The organism is Streptomyces diversicolor (assembly GCF_057537855.1).
This window is the reverse complement of sequence record NZ_BAAJXA010000003.1, coordinates 172,210-191,700: the sequence shown is the minus strand read 5'-3', so window position 1 is coordinate 191,700 and position 19,491 is coordinate 172,210. Positions and strand designations below refer to the sequence as shown.

Sequence of the window (19,491 nt, the reverse complement as noted above, 5' to 3'; positions counted from 1 at the left end):
CGCGGCGGCGTCACGCCTCGCGCCCGCGCTGCGGCACACCCCACCCTCACAGGGTTGACCGCGAAGCGGCCATCGGTGCCGACCCCCAATTCGGCCCCGGGCCGACCCTCATCCCGGCCCTGCGGAGCCGGTCTTTCGGCTGCGGCACCTCTGCCGGCGCCGGGCCGTCTTTCGGCTGCGGCAGCCGTCGTGGCTGATCGCGCAGTTCCCCGCGCCCCCAACGGGCGCCAGACCGGCCTTCGACCGCGGCAATCTCGTGGCTGATCGCGCCGTTCCCCGCGCCCCTCACGGGCGCCAGGCCGACCCTCGACCGCCGCCACCGTCGTGGCCGATCGCGCAGTTCCCCGCGCCCCCAACGGGCGCCAGACCGGCCTTCGACCGCGGCAATCTCGTGGCTGATCGCGCCGTTCCCCGCGCCCCTCACGGGCGCCAGGCCGACCTTCGAGCGGGGCCGGCGTCGTAGCTGGTTGCGGTGTTCTTCGTGTTGCTTTGGAGGCTGTGTCAGGTCACTGTTCGGTGGGGTCCTTGTAGCCCACGCCGCACCACATCGGCAGGGGGCCGCCCTCGGAGACGGTGTCGGCGTCGGGGCGCCAGTGCGGGAGTTCGACCACCCCGGGGTCGAGGATCCGCGTGCCCTCGAAGAACCGGGACACCTGCGCATGCGTGCGCGGCGCCGCCTGTTCGGCGGCCCGCTCGTTGTAGACGCGCATGGACTCCGAGACCTCGTCGGCCCCGATGTCCGATGCCGGGTGCGACAGGACCAGGTAGCTGCCGGCCGGGAGTGCGTCCACCAGCCGCCGCGCGATCCCGTACGGGTCGTCCGCGTCCGGGATGTACTGGAGGATCGCCACCAGCATCAGACCCACAGGCCGGGACAGGTCGAGGGTGTCGCGCGCCTGCGCGAGGATGCGGTCGACATCCCGCAGGTCCGCCTGGAGGTAGTCGGTGGCGCCCTCCGGCGTGCTGACCAGCAGGGCCTGGGCATGGGCGAGCACGACCGGGTCGTTGTCGACGTAGACGACCCGCGCGCCCAGGTCGGCCCGCTGCGCCACCTCATGGGTGTTGTCGGCGGCGGGGATGCCGGTGCCGATGTCGAGGAACTGCCGGATGCCGGCGCGGCTCAGTTCGCGAACGGCCCGGCCGAGGAACGCACGGTTGGCCCGGACGGCCGGGATGATCTGCGGGTTCGCCGTCGCCGCGAGGCGGGCCGCCTCCTCGTCCGCCGGGTAGTTGTCCTTGCCACCGAGCCACGCGTTGTAGACGCGCGCGGGGTGCGCCACCGACGAGTTGAAGGGTGCCATGCCGCCGGTCAGTCTGTCGCTCATCGTTCGGTCCTACTCGCTCGCGTGTGCCGACGCGAGCACACTAACCCACGTTCTGATCATCAAGGTGTCCTGAGCCAGGGCTAGTTCGAGATACGGGAAATACCCAGGTCGGCGCCCTGGGGTGGTGGCAGCCCCCTGGGGTTGCTGGGGACAGCCCCCGGCCGCTTCGGGTGCCTGGCAGGCTGTCCCGGCCGGCCGCCCGTCCCGAGACTCGACAGCATGACGATCTCCACGGACACCTCTGTCGCGGCCGGACCGCCCGCCCCCCGCCGCCGTGCGCCCGGCTCCGGCGCCGCGGCGGGCAGCGACTTCGCCAGGCTCTCCCAGCGGATCACGGACGCGGGCCTGCTGGCACGGCGGCCCGGCTACTACACGGCACGGCTCGGCCTGGTGATCGCGCTGCTGGCGACGGGCTGGGGGGTGTTCTTCGCGCTCGGCGACACCTGGTGGCAGCTCGCGGTCGCCGCCTTCATGGCGCTCATGTTCGGTCAAGTAGCCCTCGTAGCCCATGACTTGGCACACCGGCAGGTCTTCCGGCGGCGTCGGCCCAGCGAGCTGTGGGGCCGTCTCTTCGGCAACCTCGGCATCGGCATGAGCTACGGCTGGTGGATGAACAAGCACACCCGCCACCACGCCAACCCCAACCACGAGGAACTCGATCCCGACGTCGCCCCCGACATCCTGGTGTGGTCCACCGAGCAGGCCCGGCACAGCCGCGGCCTGGCCCGGCTCATCGGCGGCCACCAGGCCCTGCTGTTCTTCCCGCTGCTGACGCTGGAGGGCTTCAACCTGCATGTGGCCAGCGTGCGGGCGCTGCGCTCGCCGTCCATGAAGAACCGCCTCCTGGAGGGCGCCCTGCTCTTCCTGCACATCGCGGGCTATCTGTCAGCGCTGTTCCTGGTGCTCTCACCGGGCAAGGCGGTGGCGTTCCTCGCCGTGCACCAGTGCCTGTTCGGCGTGTACCTCGGCTGCACCTTCGCACCCAACCACAAGGGCATGCCCACCTTCCGCGGGGACGAGCGGCCCGACTTCCTGCGCCGCCAGGTGCTCACCTCCCGCAATGTGACCGGCGGCCCGCTCACCGATGTGATGCTCGGCGGCCTCAACTACCAGATCGAGCATCACCTCTTCCCGAGCATGCCCACGCCCCATCTGCGACGGGCCCAGGTCATCGTGCGCGCGTACTGCGCGGAGATCGGCGTGCCCTACCACGAGACCGGGCTGATCCGCTCGTACCGCGAGGCCCTGACCCATATGCACCGGGTCGGGGAACCGATCAGGCGGCAGCGCAGGGCGTCCTGACGGGTTCCTGCGGCAACGCTCACGGCGGCGCCTGCGTGGCAGTCCTCGACGACCACGCAGGCGCCGCCCCCGTGCGGGACGGCACGGTGCCACGGGCCGACGCGCCTGTTCCCCGTCGACGGCCGGGCCGTCTTCGTCGCGGCCGTCAGGAAGGGGTCCCCGCGTACGCCGCGGGGAGCGTCACTGTCGGCTCAGGAGGTCTGCGACCTGGTCGGTGATCGTGGGCCACGCCTCGTCCGGGAGGTCGCCGAGGTGCTGCCGTCGCAGTGCCCGCAGCACCTGTCCGGCGTCGGTGTCGGCCGCACAGGCCGCGCTGCCGCTGAGCACGTCGTAGCCGTCGCGGACGGCGACCCTCAGCCGGTTGCGGCCGTCGGCGTCCGCGTGCAGCGCCGCCGCGACGACCAGCGGCGGCGGCCCGCCGACCTCGCCCGGCAGCTTGCGGTAGGCGCTGGCCAGCGGTGCGCTCCAGTGGAGGCTGAGCAGCAGCGGGCGTTTGGCGGTGACCTCGGCCAGGTCGGTCTCGCGGATGCCGTCGGCCTCCAGGACCCGGGCGCGGGCGTCCAGCACGAGGGCCGCGGGCAGCAGGCACCGCAGGGCGCTGCCGACGATGTTGCCGCCGACGGTCGCCGTCCGGCGCACGGCGCCGGTGCCGATGGTGGCGGCGGCCAGGCGCAGCACGTCCGGCACCCGCTCGTCCACCCGGTTCAGGACGACGGCGCCGCCCAGGGACTCACGCCCGATGACGTTGGCCTCCGGCAGGTCGCGCAGGGACATGGCTTGCTGGGGGAAGCCGTCGCGTTGCCAGGTGGCCCACACCAGTGTCGCCCCGCCGATCGGGACGGCCTGCGCCGCCAGGCACTCCTGGGCTTCGGGCACGGAGAGGGGGAACCGCAGCAGCACGGCGACCGACCTGCCTTTCGTGGGGAGGTGAAGGCGGGAGGGGCGAGGGGTCGCCCTTCGCCCCACCGGCACGGCGCATCTTCTCCGCACAGCGGGGGGCGCGTACAGGGCTCACATGAGCATGACCAGGAAAACTGACGGTTCCTCAGAAAGGGAACGAATCAGCCGCCTTCCGCGCAATGGAACAGGGCCTGAATTCGCGGGCGCGGAGTCCGGCGGGACACCCGGGGAAATCCCGCGAAATAGCCCGATCGCCGAATACGCCGAGTCGCGGCACCGCGTCCGTCCCGTTCGCGTGGTGAGCCGCACATCGGTATCTGACGCTGCACGGCCGACCGCGCCGGGCCCTCTGAGCGCCGGGTTAATTCGAGGCGAATTCGCCGCTACACCCGCGAAAGGCCGGCTCACACCCGTACCCGAGCCGGACTTTTTGTCTTCTGCCAAGCCGGCGAAATGTTCCGGCCAAGGCGTTACCATCGCGCAATGCGTATCGCCCAGCTCCAAGAAGCCAATGCCCGCATGCTGGCCCACGCACCATCCGTCCGGCCGGTCTCCACGGGCGACATCATCCGTACCCATCGCAAGAAACACCCTTACCGGGGATATGTCGAGATCGACTCCCCGTACTGCGCGCCGTTCGTCATGTTCTGCGTGAACGACGACGCGGTCGCCCTGGACACCCTGTGGAACGGGCGGTTCGGCTATGAACCGGGCAGCCTCGCCACCTGGTCCCGGCTGGCGGCGAGCAGCACGACGATCGCCGATGTCGGCGCGCACGTCGGGTACTTCTCGCTGATCGCCGCGCTCGCCAACCCGAAGGCGAAGATCCACTCCTTCGAGCCGGTGGACATGGTCCACGCCCGGCTCTCGGTGAATCTCCGCTCCAACAACGTCCAGAACGTACGGCTCTACCAGGCGGGGGTGTCCAGCGAGCCGGGCTGGGCCGACATCGGTGTCCGCTTCTCCGGGAACCTCCTGTCGACCGGCTCCACGCTGGAGCACGCCGCCGCCGACGCGCAGCTCAAGCGCGTCCGGCTCCGCGCGCTTGACGAGGTGTTCGCCGACGCCAGGCTGGACCTCGTCAAGATCGACGTGGAGGGCCATGAGATGTCGGTGCTGCGCGGGGCCCGGCAGGTGCTGAAGCGCGACCGGCCGACGGTGATCCTGGAGGCGCTGGTGGACGCGCCCCTGACCCCGCTCCTCGCCGAGTTCGAACCGCTCGGCTACGACTCCCACTGGGTCACCGAGGACGACGGCACCCTTGTGCCCTCGTACGCGCCGAGGCCGCCCGGGACCCGGAACCTGCTGTTCACCCCGCAGGACTGACGGAGCCTGCCGCGGGCCCCGTCATCCCTCGAAGCGGTAGCCCATGCCGGGCTCGGTGATCAGATGGCGCGGGTGGGAGGGGTCCGCCTCCAGTTTCCGGCGCAACTGTGCCATGTAGACCCGCAGGTAATGGGTCTTGTTGTGCTGCGCGAGCCCCCAGACCTCCTGGAGGAGATGCTTCTGTGTGACCAGCCGGCCGGGGTGCGTCACCAGGATCTCCAGCAGCTGCCACTCCGTCGGCGTCAGCCGCACGTCCCGCCCGTCCCGTACGGCCCGTCGGGCGAGCAGGTCGATGCTGAAGTGCTCCGTTTCGACGAGGGTCGCCTCGGGGACGTACGGCGTGCCCTCGCCGCGGCGGGCGGCGGCCCGCAGCCGGGCCAGCAACTCGTCCATGCCGAACGGCTTGGTGACATAGTCGTCGGCGCCGGCGTCGAGCGCGGCGACCTTCTCCTCGGATGCCTGCCGCGCGGACAGCACCAGGATCGGCACGCGGGTCCAGCCGCGCAGGGCCCTGATGACGTCCACGCCGTCCATGTCGGGCAGGCCGAGGTCCAGCAGCACCACGTCGGGCTGTCGCGCGGCGGCGAGCCGCAGGGCCGTGGTCCCGTCGGGGGCGGCGTCCACGCCGTAGTGGCGTGCTTCCAGATTGATGACGAGGGCCCGTACGAGCTGTGGGTCGTCCTCCGCCACCAGCACCCTGGTCATGGGCGTATGCCTTTCCTGTCGTCGCCGGGCCGGGCAGTGGCCCGCGCGCTGTGGACGCCGAGTGCCATCCGGTGGCGCGCACCCCGGCGCGGGGCGGATCGCGGCCGCCCGCCGGGCCCCCGCCACGGGGGCCGCGCGGCAGCGGGCCGGCCGTCAGGGGCCGCGTGCGGGCACCGCGGATCACGCCGACGCCACGGACCGGGCCGGGCACGAACCACCCGGGCCGTGCCGGCCCCGGCCGGACCGGCGGTCAGCACGGCGCCGGCGGTCCGGCGGCGGCCGGTAAGGCGGCCGGGGCGCCCGCCGGACGCGAAGCCACCAGGGCGCCCGCCCGACGCAAAGCCACCGAGGCGCCCGCCCAACGCCAAACCACCGGGGTACCCGCCCGACGCCAAACCACCGAGGCGCCCGCCCAACGCAAACCCACCGGGGCGCCCGCCCGACGCAAAGCCACCGGGGTACCCGCCCGACGCGAGGCCGCCGGCTTCAGGACAGCGGGAGCCGGCGGTCCGGGGCGCACCCCCGGCCGTCGGCTCCTGTGCGTGTCGCGTAACCCCATCAGTGCTTCGCCACAAGGTCCTTGAGCGCGATGTTGAGTTCGAGGACGTTCACCCGGGGCTCGCCGATGAAGCCGAGGGTGCGGCCGCTGGTGTGGTCCTTCACGAGCTTGTCGACCTGGGCGACCGGAAGGGCGTTCTTCGCGGCGACCCGGTGGACCTGGAGTTCGGCGTAGGCCGGGGAGATGTCCGGGTCGAGGCCGGAGCCGGAGGAGGTGACGGCGTCGGCGGGGACGTCCGCCGGGCGCACCGTGTGACCGGGCACCGAGTTGTCCTTGACGACCGCGGCCTTGGCGTCCCGCACCTGCTTGATGAGGACCTTGCTGTCGGCGGAGAGGTTGGTGGCACCGGACAGGATCAGCTTGTACTGCGTGTTGAGGCTGTTGCTGCCGAGGCCGTTGGCCGGCCGGCCCTGGAACCACTTCAGGTCCGCCTCCGGGGTCTGCCGGCCCTTTTCCAGCGGGAGTTGGTACGACTGCCCGATCAGGGACGAGCCGACGACCGTGCCGTTCGCCGTGATCTGCGAGCCGTTCGCCTGGTCGCGGAACAGCCCCTGGGCGATGCCGGTGACGGCCAGCGGATAGAGGACCCCGGTCACCAGGGTGAGCACGAGGAGGGCACGCAGGCCCGCCCCGAGCAACCGGGCCGTGTTCGTTACGGAGTTGTTCATGGCGATCAGCCGATTCCGGGGATGAGGGAGAGGAGCAGGTCGATGATCTTGATGCCGATGAAGGGGGCGATCAGCCCGCCGATGCCGTAGATCCCGAGGTTGCGGCGCAGCATCCGGTCGGCGCTCACCGGCCGGTACCGCACGCCCTTCAGGGACAGCGGCACCAGCGCGATGATGATCAGCGCGTTGAAGACGACCGCGGACAGGATCGCGGAGTCGGGCGAGGACAGGTGCATGATGTTCAGCCGGTCAAGGCCCGGGTAGACCGCCGCGAACAGCGCGGGGATGATCGCGAAGTACTTCGCCACGTCGTTGGCGATGGAGAACGTGGTCAGCGCGCCCCGCGTGATCAGCAGCTGCTTGCCGATCTCGACGACCTCGATCAGCTTGGTCGGGTTGGAGTCGAGGTCGACCATGTTGCCGGCCTCCTTGGCGGCCGACGTACCGGTGTTCATCGCCACCCCGACGTCGGCCTGGGCCAGCGCGGGCGCGTCATTGGTGCCGTCGCCGGTCATCGCGACCAGCTTCCCGCCCGCCTGCTCCCGCTTGATCAGCGCCATCTTGTCCTCGGGCGTGGCCTCCGCGAGGAAGTCGTCCACCCCCGCCTCCTCGGCGATCGCCCGCGCGGTCAGCGGGTTGTCACCCGTGATCATGACGGTCTTGATGCCCATGCGGCGCAGTTCCTCGAACCGCTCCCGCATCCCGTCCTTGACCACGTCCTTGAGGTGGATGACGCCGAGGACGCGGGCGCCCTTGTCGTCGTGGACCGCCACCAGCAGCGGCGTACCGCCGGCCTCGGCTATCCGGTCGGCGATCGCCCCCGCGTCCTCGGCGACCGTGCCGCCGCGCCCTTCGACCCAGGCGGTGACCGAGCCGGCCGCGCCCTTGCGGATCATCCGGCCGTCCACGTCCACGCCCGACATCCGGGTCTGCGCGGTGAAGGCGATCCACTCGGCCTGCGCCAGCTCGCCCTGGTGCCGCTCCCGCAGCCCGTACCGCTCCTTGGCCAGCACCACGACCGAACGGCCCTCCGGTGTCTCGTCCGCCAGCGAGGAGAGCTGGGCGGCGTCGGCGAGTTCGGCGGCGGTGGTGCCGTGCACCGGCACGAACTCGGCGGCCTGCCGGTTGCCGAGGGTGATGGTGCCGGTCTTGTCCAGCAGCAGCGTGGAGACGTCACCGGCGGCCTCGACCGCACGGCCCGACATGGCCAGCACATTGCGCTGCACCAGCCGGTCCATGCCCGCGATGCCGATCGCGGACAGCAGGGCACCGATGGTCGTCGGGATCAGGCACACCAGCAGCGCCACCAGCACCACCATCGACAGATGCGTGCCCGCGTAGGCGGCGAACGGCGGCAGCGTCGCACAGGCCAGCAGGAACACGATCGTCAGCGACGCCAGCAGGATGTTCAGGGCGATCTCGTTCGGCGTCTTCTGCCGCGCCGCGCCCTCGACCAGGCGGATCATCCGGTCGATGAACGTCTCACCCGGCATCGTCGTGATCTTGATGACGATCCGGTCCGACAGCACCTTCGTACCGCCCGTGACCGCCGACCGGTCGCCGCCCGACTCACGGATCACCGGAGCCGACTCCCCCGTGATCGCCGACTCGTCGACCGAGGCGACACCCTCGATCACATCACCGTCACCGGGGATGACGTCCCCGGCCTCGCACACCACCAGGTCGCCGATCCGCAACCCGGTGCCCGGCACCCGCTCCTCGCGGCCCGCGCTCAACCTGCGGGCGACCGTGTCGGTCTTCGCGCGGCGCAGGGTGTCCGCCTGCGCCTTGCCCCGGCCCTCCGCGACGGCCTCCGCGAGATTGGCGAAGACCACGGTCAGCCACAGCCAGGCGCTGATCGCCCAGCCGAACCAGTCCCCGGGATCCGTGAAGGAGAACACGGTGGTGAGGACGGACCCGATCCACACCACGAACATGACGGGAGACTTGACCATCACCCGTGGATCGAGCTTGCGGAAGGCGTCCGGCAGGGACCTGACGAGCTGCTTGGGATCGAAGAGACCCGCGCCGACACGGCCCTCGGCCGGCTTGTGCCCGGTGGGCACGTCGCTGTGCGGCGCCCTGGTCGGAGTGGCTGTGGACATGACGTCCTCTGACTTCTCTCTACGGGTGGTCTGCACGTCTTCGCGGGTGCGCTTCACGTCGCCTTTGCCGGTGCGCTTCGCGTCTCTGCGGGTGCGCTTCACGTCTGTGCGGGTGGTCTTCACGCCAGCCCCTCGGCGAGCGGACCCAGCGCCAGGGCCGGGAAGTAGGTCAGACCGGTGATGATCAGGATCGCGCCCACCAGCAGGCTGGTGAACAGGGGCTTCTCGGTGCGCAGGGTGCCCGCGGTGACCGGAACGGGCTGCTGCTCGGCGAGCGAGCCGGCCAGCGCCAGCACGAACACCATCGGCAGGAAGCGGCCGAGCAGCATCGCGAGCCCGGTCATGGTGTTGAACCAGTCCGTGTTCGCGTTCAGGCCGGCGAAGGCGGAGCCGTTGTTGTTCGCGGCGGAGGTGAAGGCGTACAGGACCTCGGAGAATCCGTGCGCGCCCGAGTTGAGCATCGAGTGCGGTGGCGTCGGCAGCGCCATGGATGCCGCCGAGAAGACGAGCACCAGGGCCGGGGTGATCAGGATGTAGACGGCCGCCAGCTTGATCTCGCGGGAGCCGATCTTCTTGCCCAGGTATTCGGGGGTACGGCCGACCATCAGACCCGCGATGAACACCGCGATCACGGCCATGATCAGCATGCCGTACAGTCCGGAGCCGACACCACCGGGCGCGATCTCGCCCAGCATCATGCCGAGCATGGTGATGCCGCCGCCGAGGCCGGTGAACGAGGAGTGGAAGGAGTCCACCGCGCCGGTCGACGTCAGGGTGGTCGACACCGCGAAGATCGACGAGCCGCCGACCCCGAACCGGACCTCCTTGCCCTCCAGCGCCGCGCCCGCCGCCTGGAGCGCCGGACCGTGGTGGGCGAACTCCGTCCACATCATCAGGGCGACGAAGCCGACCCAGATGGTGCCCATGGTGGCGAGGATCGCGTACCCCTGCCGCACCGAACCGACCATCACACCGAAGGTGCGGGTCAGCGAGAACGGGATCACCAGGATGAGGAAGATCTCGAAGAGGTTGGTGAAGGGGGTGGGGTTCTCGAAGGGGTGCGCGCTGTTGGCGTTGAAGTAGCCGCCGCCGTTGGTGCCCAGCTCCTTGATCGCCTCCTGGGAGGCGACCGCGCCGCCGTTCCACTGCTGGGAGCCGCCCATGAACTGGCCGACCTCGTGAATGCCAGAGAAGTTCTGGATCGCCCCGCAGGCGACCAGCACCACCGCGGCGACGGCGGCGATCGGCACCAGGACGCGCACCGTGCCCCGCACCAGGTCGGCCCAGAAGTTGCCCAGCTCGCCGGTGCGGGCACGGGCGAAGCCCCGCACCAGCGCCACCGCGACGGCGATGCCCACGGCGGCGGAGACGAAGTTCTGCACCGCGAGACCCGCGGTCTGCACGACGTGGCCCATCGTCTGCTCCCCGTAGTACGACTGCCAGTTCGTGTTCGTCACGAAGGAGGCGGCCGTGTTGAACGACTGCGCCGGGCTGACGGAGGAGAAGCCGAGCGAGCCGGGCAGCACGCCCTGGAGGCGTTGCAGCAGATACAGGAACAGGACCCCGGCCGCGGAGAAGGCCAGCAGGCTCCGCAGATACGCAGGCCAGCGCATCTGGGTGTCGGGGTGGGCGCCGATCCCCTGGTAGATCCACTTCTCGATGCGCAGGTGCTTGTCGGAGGAGTAGACCCGGGCCATGTAGGCGCCGAGGGGGACGTGGACCAGCGCGAGCGCGCCTATGAGCGCCAGCAGCTGCAGGACAGCGGCGAGTTGGGAACTCATGGCGCGGCTCAGAACCTCTCCGGGAAGAACAGGGCGAGGACGAGATAACCCAGCAGGGCGACGGCCACGACCAGGCCTACGACGTTCTCGGCGGTCACAGCTTCGTCACCCCCCGGGCGACAAGGGCCACCAGTGCGAACACCGCGATCGTGGCGACGACGAAGGCCACATCGGCCATCGCGAACTCCTGGAGTGAGGTTCGACAGAATCGGACAGATCGAGGAAAGCGCGTCACTGACCGAAACGGACCATGCGTTGACGGCCCCCATACGGCACCCAGCACACCCTTGACGCCCCTCTTACGCCACCCGAGCCCCCCAACGGAGCGACCCCCCACCCACGGGCGCGCCCTGAAGGGGCGCGGGGAACTGCGCGTCCAGCCACGACGCAGCCGCAGATGCTCCAAGAGACGCGAGAAACCACACGCCCAGCCGCAGACAGACGACGGCGCCCCATCGGTTCCCCCGGCCGCAGTCAGTGGTCCCGTTTCGCAGAAACGATCACCGCCGAAACGACCGCCGTCGCCGCGAGGCTCCCCATCATGACCAGCCCCACCCCGACCACGAACAGGCCACTGGCGTCGTCCGACCAGTCGTCATAGGCGGCAGCCGTGAGCCCCGCCGTGGTGCCGAGCACGGCCCCGACGACGTGCCGCCGGGACGCCGCCCAGTACACCGCCGCGAGCAGGGTCAGCACCAGCCCGATCACCTGCCATGCCGCGTACGGCCCGCATTTCCTGACGCATGCCCTCAGCGTCTCCGCCGCCCGCGCCCCGCCCAGAGCGCAGGTACTCAGTTCCGCCCTGGTATCACCCGCGGGCAGACCGAGACGCACCGGCCACGACAATGCTCCGGGACCATGCTCATGGAACCCGAACCCGCTGGGGATGAGATCACCATGACGAGACACGAAGGCACGATCGGCGTCATCATGCCGCGCGACATTCCGGCACCGGACATCGTCCCGTTCGCCCGACGCGCGGAGACACACGGCTTCGACGAGCTGTGGGTGGTGGAAGACCTCGGCTACCGGGGAGGACTGACCCAGGCGGCCACCGTCCTCGCCGCCACGACCCGGATCCGCGTCGGCGTGGGACTGCTGCCGGCCGCCGCCCGCAACGTGGCCTTCGCCGCGATGGACATCGCGGGCCTCGCCCAACTGCATCCCCACCGCATCGACATCGCCGTCGGCCACGGCATGCCGGCCTGGATGCGCGGTGTCGGCGCCTGGCCCAAGAGCCCCCTCACCCTCCTGACCGAGTACATCACCGTCCTCAAGGCACTGCTGAGCGGCCGGCCCGTCCACCACGACGGTCAGTACGTACGCGTCGACGCTCTGCAGCTCCACGAGAGCGCCGTACCGGCGGCGGTCCCCGCCGTCCTGGCCGGCGTGCGCGGCCCCAGATCCCTGGCCGTGTCCGGCGACGTGGCCGACGGCACCCTCCTCGCGGAACCGGTGACACCCGCCTACGTACGAGAAGCCCTCAGGCACATCGCCCCGGCCCGCCCGCACCGGCTGGCCGCCTACAACATCGCGGCGATCGACGACGACCCCGCCGTCGCGCTGGCGGCCGTCCGGCCCGCCCTGGAGGTGGTCGGAGAGCCGGACTGGCGGCCCCACATCGCCCCGCTCCCCTTCCACGACGACCTGGTCTCGCTACGCGCGCGCTGCGCCGACCCACAGGAGTTCGCCCGCTCCCTGCCGGACGAATGGGTCCGCCAACTCGCCGTGGCGGGCACCTCGGAGCAGGCCCGGTCCAGACTGGCGGACCTGTTCGAGGCGGGCGTCACCAGCGCCGTCCTCACCCCCCTGGGCCCCGACCACCTGACATCACTGGACGCCCTGGCGGCAGTGCTCTGACCGCTCCACCGAAACCACCACGCGGCACCGCCGGTCGTACGCGGCACATGGCCGGCCGCGCAGTGCCCCGCGCCCCTTCGGGGCCCTGATATGGGCGCCGACAGGCTCCGCCGCGACGGAGCTGTCGCCGTCGAACCAGATCACCATCTGCGTGCCGCACGGACACGGTCGAGCAGGCCGCGGATCTGGTTCATGGCCTGGGTGCGGGCCTTGACTGCGCTGCGGCGCGCGATCCGCAGCGCCCGCACCGCCTCGACCACACCGTCCCGGCTCTTGGGGACGCCGGTGGCCCGCCCGGACAGCACCGCCGTCGCGGCGGCGTACGCGTCGATGGGATCGGACTTGCCCTTCATCCTGCGCGTCTTGCGGTCCGGGCGGGCCACGTCGACGACGGTGACCCCTGCCGCGGTCAGCACCCGGGCGAGTTCGGCTCCATAAGCGCCGGTGCCCTCCACCTCGATCGCGGTGAGCTCACCGTGCGAGCGCATCCACGCCGGCAGGTCCCGGTAGCCGCGGACGGTGGCAGGGAACTCCCAGTCGGCCAGGTGCCGCCCGACCGGGTCCATCACGGCCGCGTGGTGGGTCAGGCCGTGGGTGTCAACTCCACCAGTGATCCGCGGGCCGTCGTGCGTCATGCTGGTCATGTCCGTCCTTGTGGCCTGTCCGTTCCGAGAGCGGCACGCGCCGGTCGGGCGGGTGGACAAGACAGTGACGGGGCTTCTGGACCAAGCTCCTATAAGGGCGTGCAGATCTTTAACCCGTGGCTTTCCGCTCGATGGGTCGTTGCTTTGGTATGAGCGGGTTGGAAGGGCAACGGGCCGTGCTGGCAGCCAAGTTCGAGGCGATCCTGCCGCATCTAAAACGAGCGGCAGCGTCGTCTGCTGATAGGGGCGGAGGCCCGGTCGCTCGGCCACGGCGGAATCAGGGCGGTGGCCCGTGCCGCGGGTGTCCGTGAGGCGACTGTGTCGCTCGGGGTGCGGGAACTCGACTCCGGCGAGGCTCCGTTGGGACGGGTCCGCAGGCCCGGCGGCGGCCGCAAACGCGTCGTCGACCTGAACCCCGCCCTTCGGGCGGCGCTCCTCGCCCTGGTCGAGCCCGACGTGCGCGGAGACCCGATGTCGCCGTTGCGCTGGACCACCAAATCCACCCGCAAGCTCGCCGAGGAACTGACCCGCCAGGGCCACAGGGTCTGCGCGGATACGGTGGGCGACCTCCTGCGAGAGGAGGGCTTCAGCCTGCAGAGCAACGCCAAGACCCTGGAAGGCAAGCAGCACCCCGACCGGGACGCGCAGTTCCACTATCTCAACGAGCAGGCCCGCAACCACCAAGACAGCGGGACGCCGGTGATCAGCGTGGACACCAAGAAGAAGGAACTGGTCGGCCCGTTCAAGAACAACGGCCGTGAATGGGAGCCAAGAGGCGAGCCGGTGCGGGTCGACACCCACGACTTCCCCGACCGCGAGCTGGGCAGGGCGGTTCCCTACGGCATCTACGATGTCGCCGCGAACACCGGCTGGGTCAACGTAGGCACCGACCACGACACTGCCGCGTTCGCCGTCGAGTCGATCCGCCGCTGGTGGAACGGAGCCGGGCGGGCCGCCTATCCGACGGCCGGCCGGCTGCTGATCACCGCGGACGCGGGCGGCTCCAACGGCTACCGCACCCGCACCTGGAAGACCGAGCTCGCCCAGTTCGCAGCCGAGTCCGGCCTGACGATCACTGTCTGCCACCTGCCTCCCGGTACTTCGAAGTGGAACCGGATCGAGCACCGGCTGTTCTCCCACATCACCATGAACTGGCGTGGCAGGCCCCTGACCAGCCACGAAGTCATCGTCCAGAGCATCGCCGCGACCACCACCAAGACCGGCCTGACGGTGCACGCCGAACTCGACACCGACCCATACCCCACCGGCATCCAGGTCAGCGACGACGAGATCGCCGCCCTGCCGATCACACGTCACTGCTTCCACGGCGACTGGAACTACACCCTCCACCCGCAGCAGCTGTTGGACGCAACACCGACCAACCGCACGCCGGGCCAGGCCCTCGCGGACACATCACATGAGCTCGCGCCGCGTCTACTGCAGGACCCGGAACTGACCGGTATGACCCGCCGGCAGCTCAGCGCACTCATCGACACACCGACTCCCGCGCTGGAGGTTCAACGCGAGCAGGTACTCCGCACACGTCGCGGTCACGAGCGCCTGGTCGCCCCCGGCACAGGCGCCAAGGCCAAACTCGCCCCAGCCGACCGGATCCTGGTCACCGTGCTCCACCTGCGCAAGCTCGCCACCATGGACCTCCTCGGCGAACTCTTCGGCGTCACCGCCATGACCATCAGTCGGGCGAAACAGGAAGTCCGTCCACTTTTGGAAGCGCACGGCCACCACATCACCGCCTCCACCGCTCGCTTCCGCACACCAACCGATATCGCGACGTTCCTCGCTTCCAAGCCCACCTGCAAGATCAAGAAAGCGTGTTAAAGATCTGCACGCCCTAAGGTCACAAACGCCCGTCCGGCCGCGTGCGTGGTGGCGCCCGGCGGGCCGGCAAATCCCCAACAGGACAGTCGAGACGTCAGCCAGTTGGCGAGTCAGACCCACCCGCAGCGTCGCCACGTCACATCCTCACTAGTGTCCTGAGTCGGGAATTCACTGCGTAAGTTAGTGCTGGTTCGGCATGATGGCCGGGTGGCGAGGACGGGACGGCCGAAAGCCGAGCTGGTGCTGACCGACGACGAGCGCGAGACGTTGACGCGTTGGGCGAGACGCCGGACGTCTTCCCAGGCGCTGGCTCTGCGGTGCCGGATCGTGCTGGAAAGCGCAACGGGCGCTTCTAACAAAGACGTTGCGGCCCGGCTGGGTGTCGCAGTGCACACGGTGAGCAGGTGGCGGGCCCGTTTCGTCCGGGACCGGCTGGAGGGCCTGGCGGACGAACCGCGTCCGGGCGGACCGCGGAAGATCACGGACGCCCAGGTGGAAGAAGTGGTCGTCAGGACGCTGGAGGCCACGCCGAAGGACGCCACGCACTGGTCGACGCGGTCGATGGCCAGGGAGGTGGGCCTGTCCCAGTCGGCCATCGCGCGGATCTGGCGGACCTTCGGCCTCAAGCCGCACCTGGTGGACACCTTCAAGCTGTCGAAGGATCCGCAGTTCATCGAGAAGGTCCGTGACGTGGTCGGGCTGTATCTTGCCCCGCCCGAGCATGCGCTGGTGCTGTGTGTGGACGAGAAGACGCAGATCCAGGCACTGGACCGGTCGGCACCCGTGCTGCCGATGATGCCGGGGATGCCCGAGCGCCGCACCCATGACTACGTGCGCGGCGGCGTGACCACCCTGTTCGCCGCGCTGAACACCGCCACCGGCGAGGTGATCGGCCAGATCCACCGCCGGCATCGCGCCGTGGAGTTCAGGAAGTTCCTGATCCGGATCGACAAGGAGGTGCCCGCCGGCCTGGACGTGCACCTGATCTGCGACAACGCTGCGACGCACAAGACCCCGGCCATCCAGCGTTGGCTGACCGCCCATCCCCGCTTCCACGTGCACTTCACGCCCACCAGCTCCTCCTGGCTCAACCAGGTCGAGCGGTGGTTCGCACTGTTGACGACCAAGCGGATACGGCGAGGCGTCCACAAGAACGTCCAGGCGCTGGAGAAGGACATCCGCACCTGGATCAAGACCTGGAACGAAGACCCGAAACCCTTCGTCTGGACGAAGACCGCGGACGACATCCTCGAACGCCTCGCCGGATATCTGAACCGAATCCCTGACTCAGGACACTAGTCAGTTGGGTGCAAAGTCTGCTCGTGGGTACTGGATGCCGATGCCGGTTTTGCAGAGATCGGCGATGTCGAGGACGAAGGAGAGTTCGTGGCCAGAGCGGAAGAGGCCGAGGGCTGAGCTACAGCCGAGTGAGGTGACGACGGCGTGTGCGCTGCCGTACCTGCACTGGGCGGCGGTGATGGCTTGTGCCCGTCGTTCCGGTCCCGCAGGCGACCACGGACCCCCATGAAAGCGCGTGCTGTGAACGTCCTGCGTCGGATCGCGGATCCGTCGAGTCTCCTGACCTCGGTCCGCACACGTTCACCACCCGCAACGTCGCATCCCCGCGACAAGCGCCAAGTGACCTCAACACCGAGGCTCGTTGGAACGTCCTATGCAGGCGGCGCCTCGCTCATGGAGTGGATGACGTGTTCCCCTCTCCCTTCGTTCTGGCCACCGGAAGCACGTACTCACCGGCGAGACGCGCCAGGTGCAGTGGGAGGGGCCGGGCGAGCGGCGGGTAGTCGTCGTGGTAGCGCAGTTGGTGCGTGAGCGTCGCCCACTCCGCCGGCCGGTCGGGCAGTTCCCCGTCACGCCCCGAGTCCGCCAGCGCCTTTTCCGACAGGCAGCCGAACACGGTGATCTCCAGCTGCCCGGGATTCCAAGCGGTCTTCTCGGGTGCTGTCCGCCCCTGTGCCATGGGCGCCAGCTTCATGAGTCCCTTCGGCAGTTTCGCTGCCGTATGAGGGGTCGAGGCCGTACTGGCAAAGACACGGCTCTCCGTCTCCGCCGTCCCCCACACTCCTTCGGCGAAGCCGACCCTGCCCTTGCCATCGTGGGCGTACCACTCCGCCACTTCGTCACGCGCGTTGGCGTTCCGTACGAGCACCACCCGCAGGTCGTCGCCGTAGAGCGTGTGGCGCTGGGCGGGCTCGGTGCCGAAACCGAGCATGTCGCGGTCCAGTACGCCGTTGCGCAGGCCGGGCCAGCATTGGCGCAGGTTGCCGGCGTCCGCCAGCAGGAGCGTGGGGCGGTCGCGGAGTTGGAAGAGCAGCGCGCGGATCTGCCGCTCGGTCTCCCGCTGCCTGTGCTGCTCCACGCCCGGGCGGGCAGCGCGCCGGAGTCCTCCCCGGGCGGCCGCGACATCGCCAAGGCCTGCCGCTTCCTCCCCCTGCCTCGCCTCCGCCACCGCTTCCGCCGCCTGGGAGAGCAGCAGCAACAGCTTCGGGTACGGCACCCATTCGGCACGCTCGGCGTCCCACCCGTCGATGACGCCTGGTCCGTCCCCGGGGCGGACCCGCACCGCGACCAGCTGGTGGAGGGGACACCGCGTGGGCCCCTTCCTGGTGTGACGTACAAGCCAGAGCGCCACGTACTGGAGATCGCCAGGAACTCCGGCTCCCACCTTGTGGGCGGGCGGGCTGATCGCGCCGAGCTGCCGGAAGGTATCCAGCCAGGTCCACCTGGCCCGGTGCTCCAGCCCGCTGTCGGTGTCGTCGGGCAGGTTGACGAACTGGCTCAGCCGGCCCTGCCGCGCCCAGGCGATGCGCAGCGCATGCTTGGGGTCGGAGTCGGGGACCGCTGCGAAGCGCTCCTTGCCGGCGATCTCCGCGATCACGACTCCGGCCCCGTCGGGTCGCGGGACCATCCGGTCCGCCACGAGCCGGCAGCGCCCTTCGATTGCTTCGGCCAGACGGACGACCCTGGGGCGCCTGCGCTCCCGGGAGACCGGCAGGGCGTCGGCCAGGGGCCCCGCGGGGCGGGCTCGTACGCGGATCTCGACTCCCTCGCCCCGCCACCGCCAGGTGTCGTCATCGGCCGGCCCCACTCTCTCCCCTGGAGGGAGGCCGATGAGCTTCGGCAGTTCCGCGAGCAGTGCGGCACGGGTCTTCGGGGACTGCCAGAAGACGTCGATCTCCAGGGGCCGGCCGTCCAGTGCGCGTGCCAGCGCCGCCCGCCGCTGCAAGGCCAGCTGGGCTTCCCGGACGCCCGGACCACGTCCGGCACCCGAACGGGGCAACAGCGAGGGGGTGTTGCTCCGGGTGACACGCGTGAGGTCGGGGACCCGCGTCAGCATGGGGCGCATCCCTTCCTCGACCCAGGCGTCCAGATCCGCCCGCTCCCGTGGCATCAGCCCGGGTCCGACCTTGTGCGGGCCGATCGACGGGTGATAGACGATGCCGGCGGCCACGTCCCCGGTCCCGTTGATCCAGCGTTCCGGATGGGTGAAGAGCGCCGCAGGCTGGGGGTAGTTGCGTACGATGTCCAGTTCGGGCACGAGCGGTGCGGGGCTGTGGTGGCGCCAGGCCAGTTCCTTCAGCCGCCGGTCGTAGCCGAGGGTGTTCACCATCAGCCGGTGGCCCCGGTCCGGCCCTCCCGGCCACGGCAGCGGGGCATCGAGCAGGACGGTCGTGCCGCCGAGCTGGTGGGGGCGTACGTCAAGCTGGGTGGCCCACCGGCGTACTTGGGCGGACACATGGACGCGAAACCGTGGGGCAAACGGCACGGTGTGGACGGTGATGTTGAGGCAGGCCGAGTAGTACCAGGTCTGCCCGCGTCGCTCGTACCGCTGGGGCGGCCAGGAGACCAGTCGCGCGCCGTTGCCCGAGCTCTCGACGCGGAAGTGGAGTGTGGTGCCCCCGGTGCGGAACACCCGGGCGGCCAGCCGGAAGGCGACCCACTCGGGCAGCAGGCTGTAGAGTCGCGCGGCGGGTTCGGCGGTTCCGCCCGCCGAGGTCACGGTCTCGGCGAGGTCGACCGATTCGGCCTCCCAGTGTGGCAGATGGACGGCATCGGCCGGGTTGTCGGACCGGAGCCTGTCCTCCAGATCGGCCCCTTCGGTGTCGTCCTCCTCCTGGTACATGCCCGCCGCCCAGGCGCCGATCACCGGGGCCAGTACCTCCGGCGGGACGGCTTCCCGCGCGTAGAGCCACGGCAGGTGGCCATCCGTTCCGGCGTTGCGGCCGGTCGCGATGACACCGGGGGCCATCGCCTGGAGCAGGGAGTTGAGCCTGCGTACAGGAAGCCGGTCGGGGCGGATGGAGCCCTTATCTGCCTCGGCGTGCATCCTGGCGAGCTCGGTGTGCAACTCCTCGCCGAGTCGCAGCACCCTCATTTCCTCCCGCCACGGTCCATGCAGCGGGTCGGGTTCGTAGGCTGCGACGCGAATGGTGTGATACACGAAATTGCCTCCTGAAGG

General features: G+C 70.2%; 12 protein-coding genes and 4 pseudogenes. 5 read left to right on the top strand and 11 right to left on the bottom strand.

Annotation, left to right across the window (positions count from 1 at the left end; translation table 11 throughout):
• Positions 1 to 506 precede the first annotated feature (506 nt).
• Positions 507 to 1,325, bottom strand: coding sequence for an SAM-dependent methyltransferase (locus AC27LF_RS04560; RefSeq protein ID WP_479657726.1), 819 nt, complete (start codon positions 1,323 to 1,325; stop codon positions 507 to 509).
• Positions 1,326 to 1,544: 219 nt separating this feature from the next.
• On the opposite strand from AC27LF_RS04560, the gene AC27LF_RS04555 reads away from it, so the two are divergent.
• Positions 1,545 to 2,627 carry a fatty acid desaturase family protein gene (locus tag AC27LF_RS04555; protein ID WP_479657727.1) on the top strand — a complete coding sequence of 361 codons (1,083 nt, stop codon included), beginning with the start codon at positions 1,545 to 1,547 and terminating at the stop codon, positions 2,625 to 2,627.
• Positions 2,628 to 2,807: 180 nt separating this feature from the next.
• Here the strand turns inward: AC27LF_RS04555 and AC27LF_RS04550 are convergent, their stop codons facing one another.
• On the bottom strand, positions 2,808 to 3,527 hold the full coding sequence (locus AC27LF_RS04550) for an FAD binding domain-containing protein (protein WP_479657728.1): 720 nt from the start codon (positions 3,525 to 3,527) through the stop codon (positions 2,808 to 2,810).
• Positions 3,528 to 4,010: 483 nt separating this feature from the next.
• Here AC27LF_RS04550 and AC27LF_RS04545 point away from each other — a divergent pair, with 483 nt between their 5' ends.
• Positions 4,011 to 4,853, top strand: a complete 843-nt coding sequence (locus AC27LF_RS04545; RefSeq protein ID WP_479657729.1) for an FkbM family methyltransferase — start codon at positions 4,011 to 4,013, stop codon at positions 4,851 to 4,853.
• Between the two features lie 21 nt (positions 4,854 to 4,874).
• Here the strand turns inward: AC27LF_RS04545 and AC27LF_RS04540 are convergent, their stop codons facing one another.
• The 6 genes and pseudogenes from AC27LF_RS04540 to AC27LF_RS04515 form a co-directional block, all read right to left on the bottom strand.
• Positions 4,875 to 5,558: a response regulator gene (locus tag AC27LF_RS04540; RefSeq protein WP_479657730.1), complete on the bottom strand. Its 684-nt coding sequence runs from the start codon at positions 5,556 to 5,558 to the stop codon at positions 4,875 to 4,877.
• A gap of 558 nt (positions 5,559 to 6,116) precedes the next feature.
• The gene (locus AC27LF_RS04535; RefSeq protein WP_479657731.1) at positions 6,117 to 6,785 is read right to left on the bottom strand and encodes a potassium-transporting ATPase subunit C; all 669 of its coding nucleotides are present in this window, start codon (positions 6,783 to 6,785) and stop codon (positions 6,117 to 6,119) included.
• 5 nt (positions 6,786 to 6,790) lie between these two features.
• Complete coding sequence (gene kdpB / locus AC27LF_RS04530; RefSeq protein WP_479657860.1) at positions 6,791 to 8,890, bottom strand: potassium-transporting ATPase subunit KdpB; 2,100 nt, start codon at positions 8,888 to 8,890, stop codon at positions 6,791 to 6,793.
• Between the two features lie 119 nt (positions 8,891 to 9,009).
• Complete coding sequence (gene kdpA / locus AC27LF_RS04525) at positions 9,010 to 10,671, bottom strand: potassium-transporting ATPase subunit KdpA (RefSeq protein WP_479657732.1); 1,662 nt, start codon at positions 10,669 to 10,671, stop codon at positions 9,010 to 9,012.
• 8 nt (positions 10,672 to 10,679) lie between these two features.
• A complete protein-coding gene (gene kdpF, locus AC27LF_RS04520) occupies positions 10,680 to 10,769 on the bottom strand; it encodes a K(+)-transporting ATPase subunit F (RefSeq protein WP_358717709.1) in 90 nt (29 codons plus the stop codon).
• Positions 10,770 to 11,145: 376 nt separating this feature from the next.
• Positions 11,146 to 11,400: pseudogene (locus AC27LF_RS04515) on the bottom strand (hypothetical protein); the annotation flags it as partial.
• 168 nt (positions 11,401 to 11,568) lie between these two features.
• Between AC27LF_RS04515 and AC27LF_RS04510 the strand changes: the two are divergent.
• Positions 11,569 to 12,531, top strand: a complete 963-nt coding sequence (locus AC27LF_RS04510; protein ID WP_479657733.1) for an LLM class flavin-dependent oxidoreductase — start codon at positions 11,569 to 11,571, stop codon at positions 12,529 to 12,531.
• A 170-nt stretch (positions 12,532 to 12,701) separates the two neighbouring features.
• On the opposite strand, the pseudogene AC27LF_RS04505 reads toward AC27LF_RS04510, so the two are convergent.
• Positions 12,702 to 13,175 (bottom strand): annotated as a pseudogene (locus AC27LF_RS04505) (IS110 family transposase); the annotation flags it as partial.
• 149 nt (positions 13,176 to 13,324) lie between these two features.
• Here AC27LF_RS04505 and AC27LF_RS04500 point away from each other — a divergent pair.
• Positions 13,325 to 15,014, top strand: a pseudogene (locus AC27LF_RS04500) (ISAzo13 family transposase).
• A gap of 207 nt (positions 15,015 to 15,221) precedes the next feature.
• Positions 15,222 to 16,313, top strand: coding sequence for an IS630 family transposase (locus AC27LF_RS04495; protein WP_479657734.1), 1,092 nt, complete (start codon positions 15,222 to 15,224; stop codon positions 16,311 to 16,313).
• A gap of 33 nt (positions 16,314 to 16,346) precedes the next feature.
• Here AC27LF_RS04495 and AC27LF_RS04490 read toward each other — a convergent pair.
• Both AC27LF_RS04490 and AC27LF_RS04485 read right to left on the bottom strand, forming a co-directional pair.
• A pseudogene (locus AC27LF_RS04490) lies at positions 16,347 to 16,499 on the bottom strand (type I-E CRISPR-associated endonuclease Cas1e); the annotation flags it as partial.
• 205 nt (positions 16,500 to 16,704) lie between these two features.
• Positions 16,705 to 19,473, bottom strand: coding sequence for a pPIWI_RE module domain-containing protein (locus AC27LF_RS04485; protein ID WP_479657735.1), 2,769 nt, complete (start codon positions 19,471 to 19,473; stop codon positions 16,705 to 16,707).
• Between the last annotated feature and the right edge of the window lie 18 nt (positions 19,474 to 19,491).